Consider the following 20,923-nt stretch of genomic DNA (forward strand, 5'->3'; position numbering starts at 1 on the left):
CGGATGGCACCGCTTATCAGCCGACGTCTGCGCAAGGGGGCGGCCACGACGGCGGTGGCGGCGGCCGCGATGGCCGCGCTCACCGCATCGCAGGCACCGGGGTTCGCCAGCAGTCCGGACCATGGCGACCGTGACCGGGACCGGGAGCAGTCGGCGAGCGAATCACCGGCGGCGGACGACAACACCCCGATCGACGGCGGTTCGTCGTACCACACCGATCTGCCACCCCTGAAGACGCCCGACAAGCCGGACGCCTCGGCCGATCTGCCCGGTATCCCCGGTGGCGGCGCCAAGGCCGAGGCCGGTATCCCCGCCACCGTCCTCGACGCGTACAAGAGGGCGGAGAGCACCCTCAAGGACACCCGCCCGGGCTGCAATCTGCCCTGGCAGCTGCTGGCCGCGATCGGCAAGGTCGAGTCCGGCCAGGCCCGCGGCGGCAATGTGGACGCCGAGGGCACCACCCCCCGGCCCATCCTCGGCCCGGTGCTCAACGGCAATGGCTTCGCCATGATCAAGGACACCGACCGCGGTGCCTTCGACGGGGACGCCACCCATGACCGGGCCGTCGGCCCCATGCAGTTCATCCCGTCCACCTGGGCCAACTGGGGCCGTGACGGCAATGGTGACGGTGACCGGGACCCCAACAACATCTACGACGCGGCCCTCGCCGCCGGGCACTACCTGTGCGCGGGCGGCCGGGACCTGTCCACCGAGGGCCAGTTGCACCAGGCGATCCTCGGTTACAACCACTCGCAGGAGTATCTGAACACGGTCCTGTCGTGGTTCGAGTACTACAAGCGCGGCACCCATGAGGTGCCCGACGGCGCCGGGGTGCTGCCCTCGGACAACCGCTCCGGCGGCTCCGGACCGGGCACCGGCGGCAAGGGTTCCGGGAAGGGCCACGGCGGCAAGGGCCAGGGCGGAAAGGACCACGGGGGCAAGGAGCAGGGCCGTCCGCACCCGCTGCCCAAGCCCGAGCCCGGCACCGACTCCGGCAGCCCCAAGCCCCCCTCGCAGGGCGGCGAGACGCCCGGCACCCCCGCGCCGAAGCCGCCCACGAAGCCCGCGCCCAGCACCCTCGCCTCGGTCGGCGCCAAGGAGCTGTCCGCCACCGCGGGCACCGAGTTCGCCGAGACGCCCCGCGTCCGCGCGGTGGACGCCAAGGGCAAGCCGGTGGCCAAGGCGAAGATCCGCTACGAGATCAGTGGTGAGACGGGCGCCCGCTTCGTCGGTCTGGTCACGTCCGCCGTGGTGCTCACCGGTTCGGACGGCACCGCCACCGCGCCCAAGCTCACCGCGGGCGAGCGGCCCGGCTCCTTCACCGTGCGCGCCACGGTGGAGGGAAAGAAGCTGACCCCGGTCGAGTTCAAGGCCACCGTCAAGGCCCGGCCCGCCCCGCGGGCCGATGTGCTGGCCCGGATCGGGGACAAGGCCCTCGAGGCCGAGACCGGCGGCGCGTTCGCCGATCCGCTCACCGTCAAGGCCACCTACAAGGGTGAGGTCGCCGCGGGTGTGCCGGTCACCGCGACCATGGTCACCGCGGACCCCGAGAAGCCCGTGGAGAACGACGAGGGCCCGTACTTCCTGGATGAGAAGGGCAAGCCCGTCCGCACCCTGGCCGGGCTGAAGACCAACGCCCTGGGACAGCTCACCCTGCCGAAGATCGTCGCCGACGACCACGCGGGCAGCTATCTGCTCCGGCTGACCACGGCCGACGGCGCGGTGCTCACCGTGGAGCTGAAGGTCACTCAGGCCACCGCTCCCTGATGACCGGGGTGCCGTAAGGCCGCGTACCGCATACGTGCCGCCCGTGGGTCCCGACGGACCCGCGGGCGGCGCGGTGCTATTCCGGGGCCCTTCTTTCCCGCGCCCGTGTTCTCATCTGCGCCACCCGTTGCTACGGTGCCCCGAACTGACGCTATGTCAGATATCGCTCGTCACCCCGGAGCAAACGGGAGGCCCACCATGCGTGCCCTCGCCGCCGCCGCGATCGGGCTCACCGCCGCCCTCGCGCTCATCCTCACCGTCACCGCACTCGGCGGCCCCGGCGGCACGACCTCCCCCGAGCCCCTGCTCACCACCGTCCCCGAACACCCCTGAGGGAGGCGGACCGCCATGCGCCGCACCGCCAGCCTGGTGCTGCTCGCCTTCGCCGTGTTCTGCGCCGCCCTCTCCCCCCTGCTGCGCTGGTACGCGTTCCCCCGGCTCGCCAAGATCCCGCCGGATGAGTACCAGACGGCCGTACTCGAAGCCGCGCCCGCCACCCTCCTCGACTACGGGACCATGAAGCCCCGCCAGGTACCCAAGATCAGCATCGTGCAGACCCTGCGCGGAAACGTGGCGGCCGCCGAGAAGGTCGGCCGGACCACCGGGCGCGATGTGGTGGTCTGGGATGCCTTGTCGTACGTCGCGGGGCCCGACGGGAAGATGGTCTCCCGGATCCCCGAGCGCTATGTCTTCGACGCCCACTCCCAGGACCCGGTGCACTCCGGCGGTGAACACGTCGACGGCGACCCGGTGCGCCGCGACGGCATCGAGTTCAAATGGCCGTTCCTCACCGAGAAGCGCGACTACCGCTACTTCGACGCCCAGACCCGCACCTCCGCCCCCATCCACTACAAGGGCACCCGCACCTTCCGCGGACTGGAGGTCTACTACTTCGAGCAGACCATCCCCTGGACCAAGGTGCCGCTGCCCAAGGCCATGCCCGTGGACGGCGTCACCCCCGAGACCGTCCGCAAGGCCGGAACCTCCCGCTGGTACACCACCAAGCGCATGTTCTGGGTCGAGCCCCTCACCGGCGCGCCTGTCAACGGCGAGGAAATCCACCGCGAGGAGCTGCGCGGCGGCACCCTGCTGGGCGACCGGGACAAGGTGACCGTCTTCGCCGGTCATGTGAAGATGCGCGAGGACTACCTCGAGCACACCGTGGACCTGGTTTCCTCCCAGCGGCAGCTGATCCTGCTGCTCACCAGCTATCTGCCGTGGGGTCTGCTCACCCTGGGGGGCGGGCTGTTCGCCCTCGCGCTGTGGCTGGAGGCCCGTGGCCGCCGCCCGCGCCCCGCGGCCCGGGCCGGACCGGCCGCCGCCGAGCCGGTGGCCAGCGGTTCCCCCTAGCGTTCGGACGGACCGGTCAGCATCTGCGGCGTCAACTTCTGTCCTGGTATTCGCTCGAGGTGGCGAAGCCGGTAGTGATCAGGGCAGGGGCATGGCTAGCATTCCGCCCATGCCGGGCATCACGATTGAATTCACCGAGCAGGAGCTGGCCGAGCTGCGGGCGGAGGCCAAGGAGAAGGGCGTCGCGATCAAGCGGCTGGCGCACGACATACTGACCGAGGACGTGGTGCGGCGGCGGCAGAAGCAGCGCTTCGTCGAGGGCGCCGTGCGGTTCGCCCTGGAGTACAAGACCGAATTCGAGCGGGAGTTCCCGCACGGCATGCGGTGATCCTGTACGTCGACGCGGGCTGGGTGCTCAACGTCCAGGTCGCGGTCTCCCCGGTGAACACACCGGTGCGGGACTGGGGTGCGCTGCACTGTATGACCGAGCGGCACCGCTACGAGCGCTTCGCGGGCGAGCCGTACTACGAGGAGGCCGCCGCCCGTGCCGCCACCTTTCTGCACACCTCCCTGATCCTCGAACCCTTCTCCGACTACAACGCCACGATCGGCGTGGCCTGCGCGCAGATGTATATAGAGGAGTCCGGGGAACGCATCAGCCCGCCACCGGGCGCGATGGTCGAACTGGTCCGCGACATGCGGAAGACCACCGGACACCGCCTCGGCGAAACGGCCCGTCGGCTCCGCGGCTGGGCAGCCGACTGACGCCTTCGGCCTCGGCTCCGGCTCCGGGACGGCGGCCCCTCAGCGGCGGGGGTTGGTACGGCGGGTGGGTTCGGCCGCGGCCGGGTCCTCGGGCCAGGGGTGCTTGGGATAGCGGCCGCGCAGCTCCGCCCGGACCGAGCGGTAGCCCTCCTTCCAGAAGGACGCCAGATCGGCGGTGACCGCCGCCGGGCGGCCCGCCGGAGACAGCAGATGCACCAGCAGCGGCACCCGTCCGCCCGCGATCCGCGGGGTCTCCTGCCAGCCGAACAGCTCCTGGAGCTTCGCCGCGAGCACCGGCTGGCCCTCGCCGTAGTCGACCCGCACCCGTGAACCGCTCGGCACCTCGACCCGCTCCGGCGCCAGCTCCTCGAAGCGCGCCGCGTCACCCGTCGCCCACGGCATCAGCCGGGACAGCGCCTGCCCGGCGTCCACCCGCGCCAGACCGGCCCGGCCGCGCGCCCGGCCGAGCTCCACGCCGAGCCAGTCGTCGGCCCGTTCCACCAGCGCCGCGTCGGAGACGTCCGGCCAGGGCGGGCCCAACTCCCGGTGCAGAAAGGCCAGCCGCTGCCGCAGCGCCGTGGCACCGGCCGACCAGCGCAGCAGCCCCGGGCCCTCCCGGCGCAACCCCTCCAGCAGGGCGCTGCGCACCCGTTCCGGATCGGGGTCGGTCAGCGGGCGGGTCACCAGCTCGATCGCGCCGAGCCGTGACACCCGCCGCGCGACCACGTCGCCCCCGTCCCAGCGCACCTCCTCGCCCTCCGAGCCGAGCGCCGCGGCGGCGGCCCGCGCGGTGGCCTCGTCGGTCACGGCCGCGAGCCGCACCCGTGCGGACGCGGAGGTCACCGGCCGGTCGGCGACGGCCACCGCGAGCCAGTCCGGGCCGCCGAGCCGCGACCCGTCGCCCAGCTCCGCGCCCGTCCCGGCCGCCATCAGATACGTCCGCTCCCCGCGCCGCCGGGCGACCCGCTCGGGAAACGCCAGCGCGGCCACCAGCCCGGCCACCGCGTCCTCGCTCCGGGCGCCCCCACCACCGCGCTGCCGCTGGTCCTCGGCCTCCGACGACAGGGCACGTTCCAGACGGCGGACCTCCTGCCGCCAGCGGGCGGCATAGGGGTCGCCGCCCCGGCGGGCGGTGCGCCAGGCGCCCGCCAGGTCGTCGCCGTACTCCCGCGGCGGCTCCTCGCTCAACAGCGCCACCACCTCGGCCGCCCGGCCCGCGCCGACCTCCCGCGCGCCGTCCAGCAGCGCCCGTGCGAGCCGGGGGTGGAGCCCCAGCCGGGCCATCCGGGTGCCGCGCTCGGTGGACCGCCCGGCCGCGTCCACGGCGCCGATCGCGGTCAGCACCCCGCGCGCGGCCGCCATCGCCCCGGCGGGCGGCGGGTCCAGCAGGGCGAGGCCGGATCCGTCCGGCGCGCCCCAGCACGCCGCGTGCAGCGCGAAGGCCGTCAGATCCGCACCGGCGATCTCCGGGGAGGGGAAGCGCGGCAGCCTCGCGTCCTCCGCCTCCGGCCAGCAGCGGTAGACCGTGCCCGGCGCCTCACGCCCGGCACGGCCCGCGCGCTGGCGGGCGGCGGCGCGGGAGGCCCGTACGGTCGTGAGCGCGCTCAGCCCCCGCGCGTGGTCCATCCGCGGTTCGCGGGCCAGCCCGCAGTCCACCACCACCCGTACGCCCGGCACCGTCAGGCTGGACTCGGCGACGGAGGTCGCCAGCACCACCCGCCGCGGACCGCCGTCCGTCCCGGCGAGCACCGCCTCCTGCACGGCGGCCGGGGCCCGGCCGTGCACCTGGAGGACCTCGGCCCCGCCGAGGCCGCCCAGCATTCCGGCCACCCGCGCGATCTCCCCGACACCGGGCAGGAAGCACAGCACATCGCCCTCGCGCTCGCGCAGCGTCCGCCGCACCACCGACGCGACGTGCTCCAGCAGGGCGGGGTCCACCCGCATCCCGTGCGACGGGCGCACCGGACGGGCCGGTGGTGCCCAGACGACCTCCACCGGGTGGGACAGACCGGGGGCCGACACCACCGGTGCGGCAGCGCCCTCGCCGCCGCCGAGCAGCCGCGCCCAGCCCTCCGCGTCCGTGGTGGCCGACGCCGCGACCAGCCGCAGCTCCGGGCGGAGCGTCGCCCGGACATCCAGCAGGAAGGCGGCGGCCGTATCGGCGTCCAGATGGCGTTCATGGCATTCGTCGAGGACGACCACATCGACCCCGGCCAACTCCTGATCGCGTTGCAGCCGTTGCAGCAGCACACCGGTGGTGACCACCTCGACCACGGTCCCGCGGCCCGCCTGCCGCTCCCCGCGCACGGTGAAGCCGACCCGTTCGCCGACCCGCTCGCCCAGCAGCCACGCCATCCGCCGTGCCGCGGCACGGGCCGCGATCCGCCGGGGCTCGGCGACCAGCACCCGGCGCACCGGCCGCCCGTCACCCGCCGGCCCGTCATCCACCGGACCGTCACCCGCCGGCCCGTTCCCCACCAGCCCGGCGAGCACCAGCGGCACCAGGGTGGTCTTACCGGTGCCCGGCGGCGCGCAGAGCACCGCCGCGCCCCGCTCGTCGAGGGCGCGCAGCAGATCCGGGACGGCCTCCCGTACGGGAAGCCGGTCCAGGGCGTCGGGCGCGCCGGAGCGAGGGGTCACCGGGCGGCCCGGTCCCGCTCGCAGACGAAGACGGCCGTGCCCGGGATCAGCCCGCCGCGCAGCGGGGACCAGCCGCCCCACTCCTGATGGTTCCAGTCGGGCCATTCCGGTTCCACGAGATCGATCAGCCGGAAGCCCGCGGCCACCACGTCCCGTACCCGGTCACCCAGGGTGCGGTGGTGTTCCACATAGACCGCGCGACCCTGCTCGTCCTGTTCCACATACGGGGTGCGATCGAAGTAGGAGGCGGCGACCGACAGCCCCTCGGGCCCCGGTTCGTCGGGGAACGCCCAGCGGAGGGGATGGGTCACCGAGAAGACCCAGCGGCCGCCCGGCCGCAGCACCCGGTGGACCTCCCGCATCACCCGCACCGGATCGGCGACGAACGGCACCGCGCCGTAGGCCGAGCACGCCAGGTCGAAGGAGCCGTCCTGGAAGGGGAGCGCCGTGGCGTCGGCCTGGACCAGGGCCACCGGCTCCATGGCCGCGGCGGAGCCCCCGGCCCCGGCGTCGATCCGGCGGGCGTGCCGGAGCTGCTGGTAGGAGAGGTCGAGCGCGACCGGCCGGGCGCCCCGCGCCGCCAGCCAGCGCGCGCACTGCGCGGCGCCCGCCCCCACCTCCAGGACGTCCAGCCCCTTCAGCCCCGCCGCCGGACCGAGCAGCCCGGCGTCCGCCTCGTCGAGCCCTTCCGGGCCCCATATGAAGCGGTCGTCGCCGAGGAAGCCGCCGTGCTCCTCCTGGTACTCGTCCGCGTTGCGGTCCCACCATCCGCGGCTGGCCCTGCTGCTCTCCGTGTCGTCCGCGGTCCGCCGGGTGGCCGCCGGTTCCGCCGCTGTTCCGGGGTGGCCGTCGGGTTCGTGTTCTTGGACCATCGCGCGCGTCGTCGTACTCTCTGTATCGACCTGTGGCTGCGGGGCACGGTGTGACCGCGTCGCAGTACGGACCATGCAAAAATGCCGGGTTCGGGGCGATAAGCCCCGCGTGTGCTCTTCGTGCATTGACCATGCCCGGCTGCCCCCGTATGCTACAAGTTGCGCTGCGGGCTTGCGCGCCTCGGACGGAGCAGGCCGCGCTCGTATCTGTTGTATGTCCCCTCGGTTGTCGAGGCGCTTTTCGAAATCTCGGAAAGGTCAACGCCTCCAAGGCTGTCCGGCTTCGGCAGTGCGATAAGGGTCCCGGCGTAGCAGTACCTACGACTTCAATGTCCGTACCGGAGCCCATTCCCACATGACGAGCAGCACCGAGGCAACCCGCACCACCCCGCAGGTGGCGGTCAACGACATCGGTTCCGAGGAAGCCTTCCTCGCCGCGATCGACGAGACGATCAAGTACTTCAACGACGGCGACATCGTCGACGGCGTCATCGTGAAGGTCGACCGGGACGAGGTCCTGCTCGACATTGGTTACAAGACCGAAGGCGTCATTCCTTCTCGCGAGCTTTCGATCAAGCACGACGTCGACCCCAATGAGGTCGTGGCCGTCGGCGACGAGATCGAGGCCCTGGTTCTCCAGAAGGAGGACAAGGAAGGCCGCCTGATCCTCTCGAAGAAGCGCGCCCAGTACGAGCGCGCTTGGGGCACCATCGAGAAGATCAAGGAAGAGGACGGGATCGTCACCGGTACCGTCATCGAGGTCGTCAAGGGTGGTCTCATCCTCGACATCGGCCTCCGCGGCTTCCTCCCCGCCTCCCTGGTGGAGATGCGCCGTGTTCGCGACCTCCAGCCCTACGTGGGCAAGGAGCTCGAGGCCAAGATCATCGAGCTGGACAAGAACCGCAACAACGTGGTCCTGTCCCGCCGTGCCTGGCTGGAGCAGACCCAGAGCGAGGTCCGTCAGACCTTCCTCACCACCCTCCAGAAGGGGCAGGTGCGCTCCGGCGTCGTCTCCTCCATCGTCAACTTCGGTGCCTTCGTGGACCTGGGTGGCGTCGATGGTCTGGTCCACGTCTCCGAGCTGTCCTGGAAGCACATCGACCACCCGTCCGAGGTTGTCGAGGTCGGCCAGGAGGTCACGGTCGAGGTCCTGGACGTCGACATGGACCGCGAGCGCGTCTCCCTGTCGCTCAAGGCGACCCAGGAAGACCCGTGGCAGCAGTTCGCCCGGACCCACCAGATCGGTCAGGTCGTCCCGGGTAAGGTCACCAAGCTCGTTCCGTTCGGTGCGTTCGTCCGCGTGGACGAGGGCATCGAGGGCCTGGTCCACATCTCCGAGCTGGCCGAGCGCCACGTGGAGATCCCGGAGCAGGTCGTCCAGGTCAACGACGAGATCTTCGTCAAGGTCATCGACATCGACCTCGAGCGCCGTCGCATCAGCCTCTCGCTGAAGCAGGCCAACGAGGCGTTCGGTGCCGACCCGTCCGTGGTCGAGTTCGACCCGACCCTGTACGGCATGGCCGCGTCCTACGACGACCAGGGCAACTACATCTACCCCGAGGGCTTCGACCCCGAGACCAACGACTGGCTCGAGGGCTTCGAGACCCAGCGCGAGGCGTGGGAGACCCAGTACGCCGAGGCGCAGCAGCGCTTCGAGCAGCACCAGGCGCAGGTCATCAAGTCCCGCGAGGCCGACGAGCAGGCTGCCGCCGAGGCCGGCGCCGCCGCTCCGGCGCCGGGCGGGCAGGCCTCCGGTGGCGGCGGCGGCGGTTCGTACTCCTCGGAGTCGGCCGACAACTCCGGCGCCCTCGCTTCGGACGAGGCCCTGGCCGCGCTCCGCGAGAAGCTGGCCGGCGGCCAGAGCTGACCATCGGCTGAGGCGGTCGGCGGCGGATCCGCCACCGACCGCACCGGCTGACGGCCCGGGCTCGATCGCCTGAATGTCACGTAAGGCCCGTTCCCCCTGGGGGAGCGGGCCTTACGCATGCCCGCACAGCGGCAGCAGGACTCGGCTCACGCCCGGCCGGGTCCATCGGCTCGTGAGTGGCGCCGGTCGCCGACCGAGACCGAGACCGAGCCCGACACCGCGTCCACGGTGACGCTCTCCGCGCTGTCGATCTTGATGCCCTCCCGGCCGCCGCTGACCGTGATCCCCTCGACCGTCCAGTACGAGGCCCCGTTCAGCCGCAGACCGTAGCCGTCCCGGGTGGTGAGAACGGCCCTGGGGGAGCCGGTGAGGGTGATCCGTGAGCCGGAGGTGCCGGACGCGGTGATCTCGAAGCTGCCGCGGTAGGTCCCGTCGGAGAGCCGGATCGTATCGCCGGGCCGGGCGGTGGCCAGGGCGTTCCTGAGTCCATCGGCGTCCGAGACCGCAATCGGCGTGGCCGTGACCGCGGCCTCCTCCTGTGGGATCGAGCCCGCGGCGACCAATGTGCCCGTGGCGAGCACGGCGGCGGCGCAGGCGCTGGTCAGAGTGCGTAACCGGGAGGGGCCGTGTGGCTGCATGGGGAGGGCTGCCTTCCTGCCGTGGCCTTGGGGACGCGTGCCGGGCGAACGGGGGAGCCGATATACGCGAGAGGCATGGTTCAGGTTCTGATAAGTGAACATTGGACGACATAGCGAACGGCTGACGGCTCGCGAAGATAGGGTCCGCGTACCGGGGCGTCAACCCTGCCTGGCATGTACGCGACCGAAATTGGCCGGTGGGACCACTACGGACCACGGCGGACCACAACGGCAGTGGCCGCGAGCGAAGTTCGGACCAGGCCGGGAATGCCCCCGCCCCCGTTCGGTGTTCTTGGGTGTGGAACACAAGGAGGAGCGGTCATAGTGCTGGATCCGCAGGATTTGTACGCATGGGAGTCGAGCGGGCTCGCGGAGGTCGACGCGATCGCCTCCAGAGACTCGGCCGGGCTGGTTCTGCTCTACCACTTCGACGGCTATATCGACGCCGGGGAGACCGGTGACCAGATCGTCCAGCGGCTGCTGGACGGGCTGCCGCACCAGGTCGTCGCCCGTTTCGACCACGACCGGCTGGTCGACTACCGGGCCCGGCGCCCCCTGTTGACCTTCCAGCGCGACCGCTGGACCGACTACGAGACCCCGGCCATCGAGCTCTATCTGGTGCGCGATGCCACTGCGGCGCCCTTCCTGCTGCTCACCGGCCCCGAACCGGACGTGGAGTGGGAGCGGTTCGCGGCGGCCGTGCGGCAGCTGGTGGAGCGGCTCGGAGTGCGCCTCGCGGTGAACTTCCACGGCATCCCCATGGGCGTTCCGCACACCCGCCCGGTCGGGATCACCCCGCACGGCAACCGCACCGATCTGACGCCCGGCCACCGCGGGCTCTTCGACGAGGCCCAGGTGCCCGGAAGTGCCTCGGCGCTCATCGAGTACCGGCTGATCGAGGCGGGCCACGACGTGCTCGGCGTCGCCGCGCATGTCCCGCACTACCTGGCCCGTTCCGCCTATCCGGACGCGGCGCTCACCGCGCTCGAGACGGTCACCGCGGCCACCGGTCTGGTGCTGCCGGGCGCCGCCCACGCACTGCGCACCGAGGCGCTGAAGGCGCAGGAGGAGATCGAGCGGCAGATCTCGGAGGGCGACGAGGAACTGGTCGCGCTGGTACGGGGGCTTGAGCACCAGTACGACGCGGTGGCCGGGGCGGAGACCCGCGGCAGTCTGGTCGCCGAACCGGCCGAGCTGCCCTCCGCGGAGGAGCTGGGCGCCGAGTTCGAGCGCTTCCTCGCCGAACGGGAGGGCGAGGGCGGCGGCTGACCGCGGCCCGTATAGCGTGACTCCATGCTGAAGCTGGGGCTCACGGGCGGGATCGGCGCGGGCAAGAGCGAAGTGTCACGAATTCTGTCCTCGTACGGAGCGGTGCTGATCGACTCGGATCGGATCGCTCGTGAGGTGGTGGAGCCGGGGACACCTGGACTCGCCGCGGTCGTCGCGGAGTTCGGGCCCGAGGTGCTCACCCCCGACGGCGTTCTGGACCGGCCCAAACTGGGCGGGATCGTCTTCGGAGATCCCGAGCGGCTGCGCGCCCTGAACGCGATCGTGCACCCACTGGTCCGTGACCGCTCCGCCGAGCTCGAGGCGGCCGCCGGATCCGGCGCCGTGGTGGTCCATGACGTTCCGCTGCTCGCCGAGAACGGGCTCGCACCGCTCTTCGACGTGGTGGTGGTCGTGGACGCCTCGCCCGAGACCCAGCTCGACCGGCTCGTCCGGCTGCGCGGGATGGCCGAGGAGGAGGCGCGGGCCCGGATGGCGGCGCAGGCCACCCGCGCCGAGCGGCTGGCCGTCGCCGATGTGGTCATCGACAACGACGGACCGCTGGAGGCCCTGGAGCCACGGGTCCGCGAGGTCTGGACCGAGCTGATGGAGCGGGCGGCCGGGAGCTGATCGGGTCTGGCCGGGGGCCGGGCGGGGAATGAGGTAGGCGGGGCGGTTGTTGTGCCGCCCGTACTGATTGCCGTTTCGCCGCGGCCGATCATCGTTGGCCGTGCCCGGGGAAGGAACCAGCCGTGCCCCAGCCCACGCCCGAGACCCATGTCATCGACTTCCGCGCCGCGGAGCAGCTGCTCGCCGCCCGCGATCCGCGCGGCGCCGTCAAGCTGCTCGACTCGGTGATCACCGCCCACCCGGAGAACACCGCCGCCCGGTTGCTGCGTGCCCGCGCCTTCTTCGGCGCGGCCCAGCTGCGCTCGGCGGAGCTGGAGTTCCAGTTGGTGCTGGAGCGCGAGCCGGACAATGCCTTCGCCCACTTCGCGCTGGCCCGCACCCTGGAGCGGGCCAACCGGCCGGACGAGGCCACCCGCCACTTCCGGCTGGCGGCGGCGCTGGACCCGCGCCCGGACTTCGTCGAGGCGGCGCGGTTCGGCGAGCGCGAGGACAAGCGGGAGGAGCGGGGGGAGTAGCGGTCAGGGGCTCATCGGGGCCGCCCCGGAAGGGGCTCACCCCCGGTGGCCCCGCGCACCCCGTCCGTGGTTCCCGGCCGTCCACCGGCCGCGCCCCCTGACCGGGGCGTACGGCGGTACGTCACGGCCGGGCTGGTAGTGCGGCCCCTGCCGGATATGCCGGATGACCAGGACAAGATCGGTGAGGGTGATGGCGGCCAGCACCGCGCAGGCGGCCGCCCAGCCGGGCCGCCCGGCGACCGCGAAGGCCACCGTGCCTCCCAGCGTCCAGAGCAGCCCCCACGCCGCGAGCCAGAGCCGCATCCGCAGGGGACTGCGCGCGTGCAGAGGCTCATCGCCCGTCCGGATGAAGCGCATCGACATGGCCCAGCACCTCCCTGCTTCCTTCTCTTCTTCCCTCTCTTCGAATCTAACGCCGCCCGGTCCGGCGCGGAGACCTGCGATCATGTCCGTGAGCGCACACCGCACCGCAGGAGGAGCCGCCAGTGATCCGCCAGTCATGGGATGAATCGGCGGCCCGGCGGGCCCGTATCCGCGGCTGTCTGCTGGGCGGCGCGATCGGCGACGCCCTGGGCAACCCGGTGGAGTTCCTCTCCCTGCGGGCGATCCGCGAGACCCATGGGGTCGCGGGGGTCACCACCCTCCTGCCGGACGGCACCGGCGCCGTGGGCCTGGTCACCGACGACACCCAGATGACGCTGTTCACCGGCGAGGGCCTGATACGCGCGCATGCCAGGGCCATGTCCAAGGGCATCACAGGCGCCGAGACCGCCCTCGTCCGCAACGCCTATCTGCGCTGGCTGGACACCCAGAACCACCCCGCGCCGCCGCCCGCCCGGGACGCGTACGACCCGGTGCGCTCCGGCTGGCTGCGCCACCAGCCCTGGCTGTACGCCCGCCGCGCGCCCGGTAACGCGTGCCTCTCCGGACTGACACAGGAGCACATCCCCTCCCCGCACGATCCGGTCGACGGCCGCCCCGGTCCGGTGAACCCCGGCTCCAAGGGCTGCGGCACCGTGATGCGCTCGGCCCCCTTCGGACTGGTCGGCCTGGACCCCACCGGCTCCTTCGAACTCGCCGCCCGCTGCGCCCAGATCACCCATGGCCACCCCACCGGCTACTACGCCGCGGGCGCCCTGGCCGCGATGATCGCGTGCCTGCTCGAGGGCGAATCCCTCGAGGGCGCCGCCCTGCGCACCCTGGAACTGCTGACCCGCTATCCGCGCCATGAGGAGACCACCGCCGCCCTGCGGAGGGCGGTCGACCTGGCGGCCGAGGGCGATCCGACCCCGGAGAAGACCGAATCGCTGGGCGGCGGCTGGATCGCCGAGGAGGCCCTCGCCATCGGGGTGTACTGCGCCCTGGCCCGGACCCCGGACCAGCAGATCTCCTACGGCCCCGGCGGGCTGATCAGCTACGACCCGATGCCGCCGCGCACTCCGCTCCAGGCCGCCCTGCTGCTGTCGGTGAACCACTCCGGCGACAGCGACTCCACCGGCTCCGTCTGCGGCAACCTCCTCGGCGCCCACCACGGCGACCACCGGCTCCCGCCGTCCTGGCTGTCCCGGATCGAGGGCCGCGCCGTCATCGCCGAACTCGCCGACGACATGGCCTTCGAGTTCCACCGCTCGGTCGAGCTCTACGAGCCCTACGAGGACCTGGTCTTCCCCCGGGACCGCTACCCGGTCGGCTGACCCGCCGCCCGCCGCCGGTTCCCCCGCTCAGCCCGCCGTCCTGCGCTCCGCGCGGCCGCGGCGGAACCGCCGCTGTGCCTTGGCGAGGAGGGGGAAGCGTTCATGCTTCTCCCGGGCGCTGCGGTCCAGCTCCTCCATCAGCCGCTTGGAGCGCTGCTCCATGTCCAGCTCGGCGAGGATGCGATCGGCCTCCGCGAGCAGCGCGCCGTGCAGCTGCCACTGCTGGGGGTGCTCCTGGACGCGGCGCAGCAGGGTCCGGGCGACATGGTTCCGGCTGGTGTGCGCCTTGGCCAGCTCGTTCGCCAGCCGGGATTCGGCCTCCTCGGCGTTGGCGCTGACCGGGCTGGTGACCAGCACCGCGAACGCCTCGACGGCCGAGGCCATATGGACGAAGAGTTCGTACAGCTCCTCGGCCACGTCCGGCGGGAAGAGCGGTTCCTCGGTGCGCTCCTTGGCCAGGTCGGTGAGGGTGCGGGTCAGCACCCGCAGGACTACCGTGCAGATTTCCAGGGTGTCCAGTCCGGTGCGCAGCACCACCCGGTGCAGCAGCCCCTCCTTGACGCGGGGGTTGAGCCGGACGCTGTCCTCCGCCTGCCGCAGCGCCCCGTCCACCTGGGCGATGTCGTGGTCGAGGCGGCGGGCCTCGTGGAGCCGGGCGGCGGCGCGTTCCACCGGGGTGTGGCTGCCGAGCTCCTCGGCCATGTGCAGCAGCAGCTGACGCATCCGCCGGGCCAGGTCCTCGATGGACTTGCCCGCCGTCTCCACCCACACCGGCGGTGCGAGCAGGAAGTTGAAGAGCAGTCCGACCACGGCGCCGATCAGCGTCTCCAGCACCCGGTCCCAGGCGGTGTTGGTCACCTGGGTCACACCGAGGACGAGCATCGCGCTGATCGCGACCTCGGGCACGAACTCGCTGACCCGTACGAAGTGGCCCGCCGTCAGCGAGGCCAGGATGATCAGCCCCAGGCTCCACCAGGACAGCCCCACCAGCGCGCTGAAGGCGATGGCGATCACCACGCCCACCACCACCGCGTTGACCCTGCGGATCCCGGTGGTGAGGGTCGCGTACAGGGTGACCTGGACGACCAGCAGGGCGGTGAGCGGTGCGGTCAGCGGGGCGGGTTCGCTGCTGATCTCCAGCGCGACGACATAGGCGATGGTCGCGGCCGCCGCGGACCGCAGGGTCTGCACGACGACCGGGTTGCTGCGCCGTTTGACGAGGTCCGCCATCGGGTCGAGAGCTTCTGGCACGTTACTGCCCCTTCCACCCGCGGGGACCTCGCATGACATCCGGTCTCGCGGACGGGCTAACGTGTGGGGATGATCAGGCCATTCCATCGGAATCACGCCACGGACGGAACCCGCGCGGCCGAGGAGAGCGACGGCGCCGCCCTGCCGGGGAGCACCGGCCCCGCCGCCACGGTCGAAGCACGGCCGCGCCAGGTCGGCCGGGTGCGCACGGAGTACGCACCGGACCCGGACGGGGATCCGGACCCCGGGGAGGTCGTCTGGACCTGGGTGCCCTACGAGGAGAACGACGGGCGCGGCAAGGACCGCCCGGTGCTGGTGGTGGCGCGGGAGCGGGGCGGCACCCTGCTGGCCGTCCAGCTCTCCAGCAAGCGGCATGACGACGACCGCGAGTGGGTGGCGATCGGCTCCGGGCCGTGGGACCGGGCCGGGCGTGCCTCATGGGTGGATCTGGACCGGGTGCTGCGGGTGCATCCGGAGGGGATGCGCCGTGAGGCGTGCGCGCTGGACCGGCCGCGCTTCGACCGGGTGGTGGCGCGGCTGCGGCAGCGCTACGGCTGGAGCTGACCGGGGCTCGAGGGCTCCGCCTCAGCCCGCGTCGGCGAGGGCCAGCAGCTTGGTCACGGTGTTCCAGTTGCGGGCGGTCGCCAGTACGCCGAGCCGGATTCCGGTGATCTTCGCGGCCAGTTTGGAGCGGCCTATCCCGTCCGGGCAGTGCAGATAGATCTCGCGCTCCACCAGCCGGAAGCTGTCGGGGGCGTAACCGGCCAGGTCCAGGGCGTCCAGTGGCGCGGTGTCCGCCGGCACCTCCGAGAGGAAGACCAGGTGCAGGGTCTTGGGCTCGGCGGTGGCACCGGGATAGGGATTGGCCGCCACGGCGGCGGCCAGCTCGTCCCGGGTGCGGACCATCACCGGTACGGAGAAGCCGAGGTCGGCGGCGAAGCGCTCCTCCAGGACGCGGGCCGTCTCCTCGGGCGGGGTGCCGGGGTCGGCGAAGACGATATTGCCGGTCTGGAGGTGGACGGTGACGTCCTTGAACCCGAGATCGGCCATCAGCTCGCGCTGCCGGGCCGTCGGGAACCTCTTGTTGCCGCCCACATTGATGCCGCGGAGCAGCGCGATCTGGGATGCCATGGCCGTACTCTCCTCGTGCACCGGCCTCTGTCCTCCGCGCAGGGTCGACCGCGCGGGGACCGGACGCTCCGATCGTACGGCCCGGGTCCGACAGCGGGCCCCGGGCCGGTCCGGGCCGGTCCGGGCCGGGGGCATGATGGGGGCGTGCGGCTGGAAGCGATCACCTGGGAACGGCTGACCGACGCGACCGCCGACCGGATCGCCGGGCTCACCGCGGCGGACGGCGGCCGCCGGCTCAGGGTGGCGGTCGACGGCGCCCCGGCGGCGGACCCCGGAGCGCTGGCCGGGGCACTGGCGGAGGGCCTGCGGCTGCGCGGCCGCCCGGTGTTGGTGATCGCCGCGGCGGGGTTCTGGCGGCTCGCCTCACTGCGTCTGGAGTACGGACGGCACGACCCGGACGCGTACTACGACCAGTGGCTCGACACCGGGGCGCTGTGGCGCGAGGTCTTCGCCCCGCTGGAGGGCGGTCCGGACGCGACCGGCCGGGTGCTCCCCGATCTGTGGGACCCGGTGACCGACCGGGCCACCCGCTCCCCGTACGCCGAACTGCCGCCGGGCGGTGTGCTGTTGCTGCACGGCGCGCTGCTGCTGGGCCACTGGTTCCCGTTCGACCTGTCGGTGCATCTGCGGCTGTCCCCGCCCGCCCTCGCCCGCCGTACCGACGAGGACCAGCGGTGGACGCTGCCCGCCTACGCGCGCTACGAGGACGAGGTGCGGCCGGGCGAGACGGCGGATGTCGTGGTGCGGGTGGACGACCCCCGGCATCCGGCATGGCGCCGCCCGGAGGCATGACCCTCGCCCCCGGGCGGCGTTGGTGCGACAGTTGGCTCTACTTCTTCTTCTCCGGGCACTCCTTCCAGGCGAAGTGATAGGTGGTGCTCACATCGCCGTCGGTGGAGTCCATCGTCATGAAACTGGTGGTGTCACGGGTGTTGGAGGTACCCGCGTTGACGCGTAGCTCCGTGTTGATGTTGAAGTTCCGGAGTTCACCACAGGGCGACCACACCACGGTGGCGATATCGGCGGTGTCGGTGGTCTGCCAGTTGTCGTCGTACGGCCCGTTGAAATCATGGGCGTTGGACGTGGTCTGCGACTGCCCCTGGAAGTAGTACGAGGCTTTCTCCACGCTGGACGCACCCTTTTCCAGATGCGCGTAACCGCGGTAGTCCACGCTGGCTATCGCGTAGCTGAATCCCTGCGGAACATGGGTGACCAGGCTCAGCTGACAGTTCTTCCGGTAGTCCGTCGGCTTGGCGCCCTTGCCCACCTGGGCGAGATAGTCGCTGTAGGTGACGGTGAACGCCGTATTGTCCTCGGATACGGCTACCGCCGCCGTACCCGCCGGACAGCCCGAGCCGTTGACGGTGGCCACGGTGATCACGATCTTGTCGGGCGGTACCGTGTCGAACGGCGGTTGAGCGGAACCCTGGGAGGTCATTGTCGAGGCGAATAACGCCGCGATCATACCGCCTGTGTACAGAACAGCGGGCATGATTCTCCATTCAATCATCGGGCTTGACGGCGGCGGTAATCCGGGTGGGGTCCGATGCCGTCGTGGCTGCGGGGTTTCCGCCCTACCGGGAGATGGAAGGGCATTCCTTCCAGGCGAGGTGGTAAACGGTGTTGACGCCACCGTCGGTGGAGTCCATGGCCATGAAGCTGGTGCTGTCCGCGGCCGAGGACCCGGCGCTCACCCGGAGTTCGGTGTTGATGTTCAGATTCCGGTCCTGGCCGCAAGGTGCCCAGACCAGCGCGCTGTAGTCGGTGGCGTCCGTGGTCTGCCAGTTGTCGCGGTACGGGCCGCCGAACTCATGGGTCCGCGAGGCGGTGTCGGCCGAGCCCTGGAAGTAGTAACTCGCCTTCTCGGTGCCGTGGGCGCCCCTTTGCAGCGAGGCATAGCCGCGGTAGTCGACCTGGGCGATGGCGTAGGTGAACCCCTGCGGGATATGCACATCCAGGTTGAGCTGGCAGTTCTTGCGGATGTCGATGGGGTCCGCGTCGGGTCCGACCTGGGCGAGATAGCGGCTGTAGCTGACGGTGAACGCCGTGTTGTCGTTCGCCACCGCGACGGCCGCGGTCCCTTTCGGGCAGCCCGATCCGTTCACGGTCCTGACATCCACCTGGATCTTTTGCGGTGGCGCATCGGGGGCCGGGGAAACACCTTGGGTGGAAAGGGCCGAGGCGAATAACGCGACGGCCGCGCCACCGGCGAGCAGTACACCGGACATGGCACTCCAATTCGATCAGTGATGGGGACGTGGTGGAACGTGGTGGGGCATGGTTGAGCGGTGAAGGAACGCGCGGTTGTTTCGGGGAGAGCGGCAGAACGCGGTACGGACAACGCGGTACGAGAACGCCGTACGAAGAGCGCGGTACGAAGAGCGCGGTGCGGAAGAGCTGTTGAGCGGAACAGCTACGAGAGGGTGCCCAGCGGCTGGCAGAATGCCAGGGCAATGGGCGTCAGTAATATGCGTCCGACGCATTCTTGCCCGGTGCGGGTCCGCGAGCGCTCCTAAGATAAGGGCGGGCGGCATCCACGACAAGTGGAACGGGGTATTTCCTGGACAAGATATTTTCCGGTCCGCCGCACCTGCGAAGAGGCCGACCGGAGAAGAACGATTCAGAACAGCGGCTGCGGGAGAACGCCTTCCAGCGCCAGAAGGGCGCGCTTGGTCTCCAGACCGCCACCGAAGCCACCGATACCGCCGCCGCTCTCCACCACCCGGTGGCACGCGACCACGACCGGCAGCGGATTGCTGCCCATGGCCGTGCCCACGGCACGGGCGCCACCCGGTTCGCCGACCCGGTCCGCGAGGTCCTGATAGCCCACCACCGTGCCGTACGGAACGCCGTCGGCCAGCTCGCGCAGCACCCGGCGGTTGAAGCCGGTGGTCAGCGACCAGTCCAGCGGGACGGTGAACTCCCGGAGCCCGCCCGCGAAATAGCCCTCCAGCTGCCGGGCCGTCTCGGTGAGCGTCGCCGTGCGGTGCGGTGCGGGCGCGGGGCCGCCGCCCAGCCGGCGGGTGAGCCGGGCGACCGCCCCGGCCGCCGTCTTCTCATCGGCGTGGAAGACCACCAGGGCCAGCCCCTCGTCGGTGGCGGCGAGCAGCAGCGGGCCGATGGGGGTGTCCCGCACCTCCCAGGACCAGGCGCGCGCCTCCGGCCGCGCCGGGGCGTCCCGCTCGGTGGTCCGCTGCCCCGGGGTGTCCCGCTCGGGGTCCTGCCGCTCTGCGATCGTCACGGTTCCAGCGTAGGCGGGGGCACCGACAGCGCCCCGGCGGCCGACGGCCACCGGGGCGCTCCCCCGCACAGGGCCGTCAGGGGCCCGCACACGGAACGGTCAGTCGATGTCGTCCAGGGCGTCCCGGACCACATCGGGTTTGTTGGTGATGATGCCGTCCACCCCCATCCGCGCGACCGAGACCGCCGCCGGACCGTCGTTCACGGTCCAGGTGAAGACCTCCAGCGGACGTCCGTGCACACCGCGCACCGCGTGGACCGCGGCCACGTACCCGGCGTCGATGGTCCGGTAGCTCGGATTGATCTGGTCGGCGAAGTCCGCGAACTGCGGGAGGTCGGCGACGGCGGGGGTGCCCAGATAGCCGGTCGTGACATCCGGCCGCAGCCGGTGCACCGTGCGCATGGCGGTCGCGTTGAAGCTCTGGATGATCAGCCGGTGCCGGTGCTTGCCGTTGAGCCAGCCCTCCCGTCGCAGCTCCCGCAGGGTCTGGCGCTCGATGCCGGGATAGAGCTCCGGGGCCTTGAGCTCCATGAGGAGCTTCTGGTGGTTGTCCGAAACCCGGTCCATGTACTCCTCGAGGGTGGGCACGGTCTCCCCCGCGAACTCGGGGCCGAACCAGCTTCCGGCGTCCAGCTTATCGATCTCGTCGAGGGTGAAGTCGGAGATCTTCCAGGGCGCGCGGTCCGGGAAGACCTCCTCGACATTCGTGGTCCGGTCGAGCGTGGTGTCGTGCATGATGACCAGCTCGCCGTCCTTGGTGCGCTGGACGTCGTTCTCCACCCAGTCGATGCCGAGTTCATCGGCCGCGTCGACGGCGGAGAGGGTGTTCTCGGGGGCGTAGGCGGAGGCGCCCCGATGCGCCACGGTGACCGTGTGGTGGTGCGGATGGCCGGTGGCCTCCGCCGTGGTCACGGGGAGGAGGAAGAGCGCGGACATACCCAGGAGCGCGCCGGTTAACGCGGCGGCGGGACGGATCTGCATACGGACTCCTCGCGTCGTGTGACTCGCGATTCGCTCGCGAACGGCCAGAGGGTCCCAGACGCGCCGCACCCGGGGATAGGTATCGGACGGGGGAAACGGCCGGCGCCGTCCGAGTCACCTCCGGGGGCGTTCGAACGTCACGAGCAGCCCCTCCACCGCGCCCGGTCCGACCCGGCCCTTCACATCGGCGCTCGTTATGGCCTTCACCTGCCAGCCGTCGGCCGCGTACTTGTTCAGCAGATCCTCGACCTTGTCCGCGGACATCTTGCCGCCGAGCAGACCCTCACGGATCTGGATCACCTTGTACTCGTACATGATCGATTCCCTTCGTTCCGGGTTTCGGGCCAGGCTACGGGGCGGCCGCCGGGGGCCATG

The 20,923-nt window shown here is 71.5% G+C and carries 23 protein-coding genes; 12 read left to right on the forward strand and 11 right to left on the reverse strand.

Translation table 11 applies throughout. From position 1 onward, the window contains the following. Nucleotides 1-3: 3 nt before the first annotated feature. The 5 genes from AB0C66_RS09770 (at nt 4) to AB0C66_RS09790 (ending at nt 3,822) form a co-directional block, all read left to right on the forward strand. The gene (locus AB0C66_RS09770; RefSeq protein ID WP_362435128.1) at nt 4-1,767 is read left to right on the forward strand and encodes a lytic murein transglycosylase; all 1,764 of its coding nucleotides are present in this window, start codon (nt 4-6) and stop codon (nt 1,765-1,767) included. Between the two features lie 198 nt (nt 1,768-1,965). Then, complete coding sequence (locus AB0C66_RS09775; RefSeq protein WP_362435130.1) at nt 1,966-2,100, forward strand: SPW_0924 family protein; 135 nt, start codon at nt 1,966-1,968, stop codon at nt 2,098-2,100. Between the two features lie 15 nt (nt 2,101-2,115). Next, a complete protein-coding gene (locus AB0C66_RS09780; protein ID WP_362435132.1) occupies nt 2,116-3,117 on the forward strand; it encodes a DUF3068 domain-containing protein in 1,002 nt (333 codons plus the stop codon). A 109-nt stretch (nt 3,118-3,226) separates the two neighbouring features. After that, nucleotides 3,227-3,445 carry a hypothetical protein gene (locus AB0C66_RS09785; protein WP_176183556.1) on the forward strand — a complete coding sequence of 73 codons (219 nt, stop codon included), beginning with the start codon at nt 3,227-3,229 and terminating at the stop codon, nt 3,443-3,445. Then, the gene (locus AB0C66_RS09790; protein WP_362435136.1) at nt 3,442-3,822 is read left to right on the forward strand and encodes a hypothetical protein; all 381 of its coding nucleotides are present in this window, start codon (nt 3,442-3,444) and stop codon (nt 3,820-3,822) included. The genes AB0C66_RS09785 and AB0C66_RS09790 overlap by 4 nt, the downstream gene beginning before the upstream one ends. A 39-nt stretch (nt 3,823-3,861) precedes the next feature. On the opposite strand, the gene hrpB is transcribed toward AB0C66_RS09790, so the two are convergent. Then, nucleotides 3,862-6,567 carry an ATP-dependent helicase HrpB gene (gene hrpB / locus AB0C66_RS09795; protein WP_362435139.1) on the reverse strand — a complete coding sequence of 902 codons (2,706 nt, stop codon included), beginning with the start codon at nt 6,565-6,567 and terminating at the stop codon, nt 3,862-3,864. Continuing rightward, nucleotides 6,459-7,334 carry a class I SAM-dependent methyltransferase gene (locus AB0C66_RS09800; protein WP_362435141.1) on the reverse strand — a complete coding sequence of 292 codons (876 nt, stop codon included), beginning with the start codon at nt 7,332-7,334 and terminating at the stop codon, nt 6,459-6,461. Before AB0C66_RS09800 ends, hrpB begins: the two co-directional genes overlap by 109 nt. A 355-nt stretch (nt 7,335-7,689) precedes the next feature. Here AB0C66_RS09800 and rpsA point away from each other — a divergent pair, with 355 nt between their 5' ends. Then, a complete protein-coding gene (rpsA, locus tag AB0C66_RS09805) occupies nt 7,690-9,201 on the forward strand; it encodes a 30S ribosomal protein S1 (RefSeq protein WP_362435143.1) in 1,512 nt (503 codons plus the stop codon). Between the two features lie 146 nt (nt 9,202-9,347). Here the strand turns inward: rpsA and AB0C66_RS09810 are convergent, their stop codons facing one another. Continuing rightward, nucleotides 9,348-9,839, reverse strand: coding sequence for a hypothetical protein (locus AB0C66_RS09810; RefSeq protein WP_362435145.1), 492 nt, complete (start codon nt 9,837-9,839; stop codon nt 9,348-9,350). Between the two features lie 324 nt (nt 9,840-10,163). Between AB0C66_RS09810 and AB0C66_RS09815 the strand changes: the two genes are divergently transcribed. The 3 genes from AB0C66_RS09815 to AB0C66_RS09825 all read left to right on the forward strand — a co-directional run bounded on the left by AB0C66_RS09815 (nt 10,164) and on the right by AB0C66_RS09825 (nt 12,250). Beyond that, nucleotides 10,164-11,108, forward strand: a complete 945-nt coding sequence (locus AB0C66_RS09815; RefSeq protein ID WP_362435148.1) for a PAC2 family protein — start codon at nt 10,164-10,166, stop codon at nt 11,106-11,108. A 24-nt stretch (nt 11,109-11,132) separates the two neighbouring features. Next, on the forward strand, nt 11,133-11,735 hold the full coding sequence (gene coaE / locus AB0C66_RS09820) for a dephospho-CoA kinase (protein WP_362435151.1): 603 nt from the start codon (nt 11,133-11,135) through the stop codon (nt 11,733-11,735). Between the two features lie 122 nt (nt 11,736-11,857). Further along, nucleotides 11,858-12,250 carry a tetratricopeptide repeat protein gene (locus tag AB0C66_RS09825; RefSeq protein WP_362435154.1) on the forward strand — a complete coding sequence of 131 codons (393 nt, stop codon included), beginning with the start codon at nt 11,858-11,860 and terminating at the stop codon, nt 12,248-12,250. A 36-nt stretch (nt 12,251-12,286) separates the two neighbouring features. Here the strand turns inward: AB0C66_RS09825 and AB0C66_RS09830 are convergent, their stop codons facing one another. Beyond that, entirely contained in the window at nt 12,287-12,613 is a 327-nt protein-coding gene (locus AB0C66_RS09830; protein WP_362435157.1) for a DUF6343 family protein, read from the reverse strand. 122 nt (nt 12,614-12,735) lie between these two features. On the opposite strand from AB0C66_RS09830, the gene AB0C66_RS09835 reads away from it, so the two are divergent. Beyond that, nucleotides 12,736-13,944, forward strand: coding sequence for an ADP-ribosylglycohydrolase family protein (locus tag AB0C66_RS09835; protein ID WP_362435160.1), 1,209 nt, complete (start codon nt 12,736-12,738; stop codon nt 13,942-13,944). 27 nt (nt 13,945-13,971) lie between these two features. Here AB0C66_RS09835 and AB0C66_RS09840 read toward each other — a convergent pair whose 3' ends face one another. After that, the gene (locus tag AB0C66_RS09840) at nt 13,972-15,174 is read right to left on the reverse strand and encodes an aromatic acid exporter family protein (protein ID WP_362435635.1); all 1,203 of its coding nucleotides are present in this window, start codon (nt 15,172-15,174) and stop codon (nt 13,972-13,974) included. 90 nt (nt 15,175-15,264) lie between these two features. On the opposite strand from AB0C66_RS09840, the gene AB0C66_RS09845 reads away from it, so the two are divergent. After that, nucleotides 15,265-15,759, forward strand: coding sequence for a type II toxin-antitoxin system PemK/MazF family toxin (locus tag AB0C66_RS09845; RefSeq protein WP_362435163.1), 495 nt, complete (start codon nt 15,265-15,267; stop codon nt 15,757-15,759). Nucleotides 15,760-15,780: 21 nt separating this feature from the next. On the opposite strand, the gene AB0C66_RS09850 is transcribed toward AB0C66_RS09845, so the two are convergent. Continuing rightward, nucleotides 15,781-16,326, reverse strand: a complete 546-nt coding sequence (locus tag AB0C66_RS09850) for a DUF1697 domain-containing protein (RefSeq protein WP_362435166.1) — start codon at nt 16,324-16,326, stop codon at nt 15,781-15,783. A 144-nt stretch (nt 16,327-16,470) separates the two neighbouring features. Between AB0C66_RS09850 and AB0C66_RS09855 the strand changes: the two genes are divergently transcribed. Beyond that, nucleotides 16,471-17,118: a uridine kinase gene (locus AB0C66_RS09855; RefSeq protein ID WP_362435169.1), complete on the forward strand. Its 648-nt coding sequence runs from the start codon at nt 16,471-16,473 to the stop codon at nt 17,116-17,118. A 37-nt stretch (nt 17,119-17,155) separates the two neighbouring features. On the opposite strand, the gene AB0C66_RS09860 is transcribed toward AB0C66_RS09855, so the two are convergent. The 5 genes from AB0C66_RS09860 to AB0C66_RS09880 all read right to left on the reverse strand — a co-directional run bounded on the left by AB0C66_RS09860 (nt 17,156) and on the right by AB0C66_RS09880 (nt 20,863). Then, nucleotides 17,156-17,818 (reverse strand): DUF4360 domain-containing protein, encoded by a 663-nt coding sequence (locus AB0C66_RS09860; RefSeq protein WP_362435172.1) that lies wholly within the window; start codon nt 17,816-17,818, stop codon nt 17,156-17,158. Nucleotides 17,819-17,900: 82 nt separating this feature from the next. Continuing rightward, entirely contained in the window at nt 17,901-18,554 is a 654-nt protein-coding gene (locus AB0C66_RS09865; protein WP_362435175.1) for a DUF4360 domain-containing protein, read from the reverse strand. A gap of 392 nt (nt 18,555-18,946) precedes the next feature. Further along, a complete protein-coding gene (locus AB0C66_RS09870; RefSeq protein WP_362435637.1) occupies nt 18,947-19,462 on the reverse strand; it encodes a methylated-DNA--[protein]-cysteine S-methyltransferase in 516 nt (171 codons plus the stop codon). 204 nt (nt 19,463-19,666) lie between these two features. After that, entirely contained in the window at nt 19,667-20,548 is an 882-nt protein-coding gene (locus AB0C66_RS09875; protein WP_362435178.1) for a glycerophosphodiester phosphodiesterase family protein, read from the reverse strand. Nucleotides 20,549-20,662: 114 nt separating this feature from the next. Beyond that, on the reverse strand, nt 20,663-20,863 hold the full coding sequence (locus AB0C66_RS09880; RefSeq protein WP_362435181.1) for a DUF4177 domain-containing protein: 201 nt from the start codon (nt 20,861-20,863) through the stop codon (nt 20,663-20,665). Between the last annotated feature and the right edge of the window lie 60 nt (nt 20,864-20,923).

Origin of the sequence: Streptomyces sp. NPDC048636, assembly GCF_040650655.1 — a bacterium.
Taxonomy (GTDB): Bacteria; Actinomycetota; Actinomycetes; order Streptomycetales; family Streptomycetaceae; genus Streptomyces.